The organism is Vibrio sp. 1562 (assembly GCF_033340155.1).
In the GTDB taxonomy this organism is placed as follows: domain Bacteria; phylum Pseudomonadota; class Gammaproteobacteria; order Enterobacterales; family Vibrionaceae; genus Vibrio; species Vibrio alginolyticus.
In genome coordinates this window covers 1-1,297 of sequence record NZ_JAWOVY010000085.1, presented here as the reverse complement: position 1 = coordinate 1,297, position 1,297 = coordinate 1, and the positions used below count along the sequence as shown (strand labels likewise).

Annotated in this window: 2 protein-coding genes; one reads left to right on the top strand and one right to left on the bottom strand. The window is 42.7% G+C overall.

Going from position 1 to position 1,297, the window contains the following annotated elements; genetic code table 11:
* Positions 1-263: 263 nt before the first annotated feature.
* Entirely contained in the window at positions 264-587 is a 324-nt protein-coding gene (locus R7Z49_RS23320) for a hypothetical protein (RefSeq protein ID WP_025769024.1), read from the bottom strand.
* 252 nt (positions 588-839) lie between these two features.
* Here R7Z49_RS23320 and R7Z49_RS23315 point away from each other — a divergent pair, with 252 nt between their 5' ends.
* Positions 840-1,217, top strand: a complete 378-nt coding sequence (locus R7Z49_RS23315) for a hypothetical protein (RefSeq protein ID WP_318112111.1) — start codon at positions 840-842, stop codon at positions 1,215-1,217.
* Positions 1,218-1,297: the final 80 nt, after the last annotated feature.

Below are 1,297 nucleotides of genomic sequence, written 5' to 3'. Positions count from 1 at the left end.
CCAGATAGAAGAACTTTAGTTGCAGCTAAAGTCTGGGTCTCACCTTACCCGATTGGAGTACTTATTATCCATACAAAGCGTTCAAGAGGGATTCTCAACGCTTGGCAGTTTTGGTTCAAAGTTTGGCTTTTGTGTATATGGCATAATGGTTTAAGTTGGGTGGTATAGCGTTGTTCACCCCTTAACGCGGCGTTAGTCGCCAGAAAAAGCTGGTAATCACAATCATGTTTCTAAGCTCAAAATTTGGCTGCTGATTGTTCGGCTCACAGGTTCATCGTCGTTGGTCCAAACTCATTTTCAGCTGTTTTAAGTCCAAAGTTTTGCAAGTGTCCTCGCGGTTGTTTTGTTCTTTGGTGCTGACATAGCAGGGCAATCGAGAGTTTGTTTTTGGTTGCAACTCCGCTCGTTGAATTTGTTGTTACAAAAGCAGATTTACTCGCTGAAATGACGTTTTCTCTGGTGTGGTAAGTTCCACGTGGTTTCAGTGACTTTGTTGAAAGTCCGCATTGTGAGATTGGCTTTCCAAAAGCGCTTTTTGGTGTTGTCAGTTCGTTTTCTGCGGCGTTGTTTGTTCCAAGTGGTTTCATTGAATAGCCGCTTTGAGACTACGCCTGACTAAAGTGCATCAAAGCACATAAAGTTTGTTGTTCGTAAAGTTTGGTTCGGCTTAAAATTGTCGCTCGGTGCCTCGCGACTAACAAACTGCTCAAGAGGGATTCGCAACGCGTGGCATTTTTACTATGCGTTGATTTTAGTGATTAAGGTGGTATGCAGCGGCTTCGGTATTGCGTTGCTCACCCCTTAGCAGGGCGTTAGCATTAACGAGGAAATTGGAAACTATGGCGAATTCAAAAGAAGACAAGTTAGGCAGTGGCAACTCGTCTTTAAATCACGCAACTCAGAGATTACTAGGTTTCAATAGGGCTCGTTTCGACAACTTGGAGCAGTTTAATCGAAAGGTTGAGCGTTCGCTTAAAGACCCTAGTGACACTAGCTATAAACAGCAGTTATTGAAAACTTATGGTGAGTTGTACAATCACCATACTTCTTTTACGCAGGAAGAGCAGCTAATTGATCGTATGGAGCGTAAAGCTCACATCCGAAACATTTTTTTCCGAGGAGTTACGACGCTAGTAATAGGCTTTTCAATTATGTTGGTGTATTGGACAGCTGGCTGTTTAGGTATATCTATGCCACTTCTGAGGATGCCGCTTTAATGCTAACAAGAGACTATGGCGTCAATAGTTAATTTTTGAGGCTATCTGTATCCCACATAACACCATCTCTTAGCATTGAA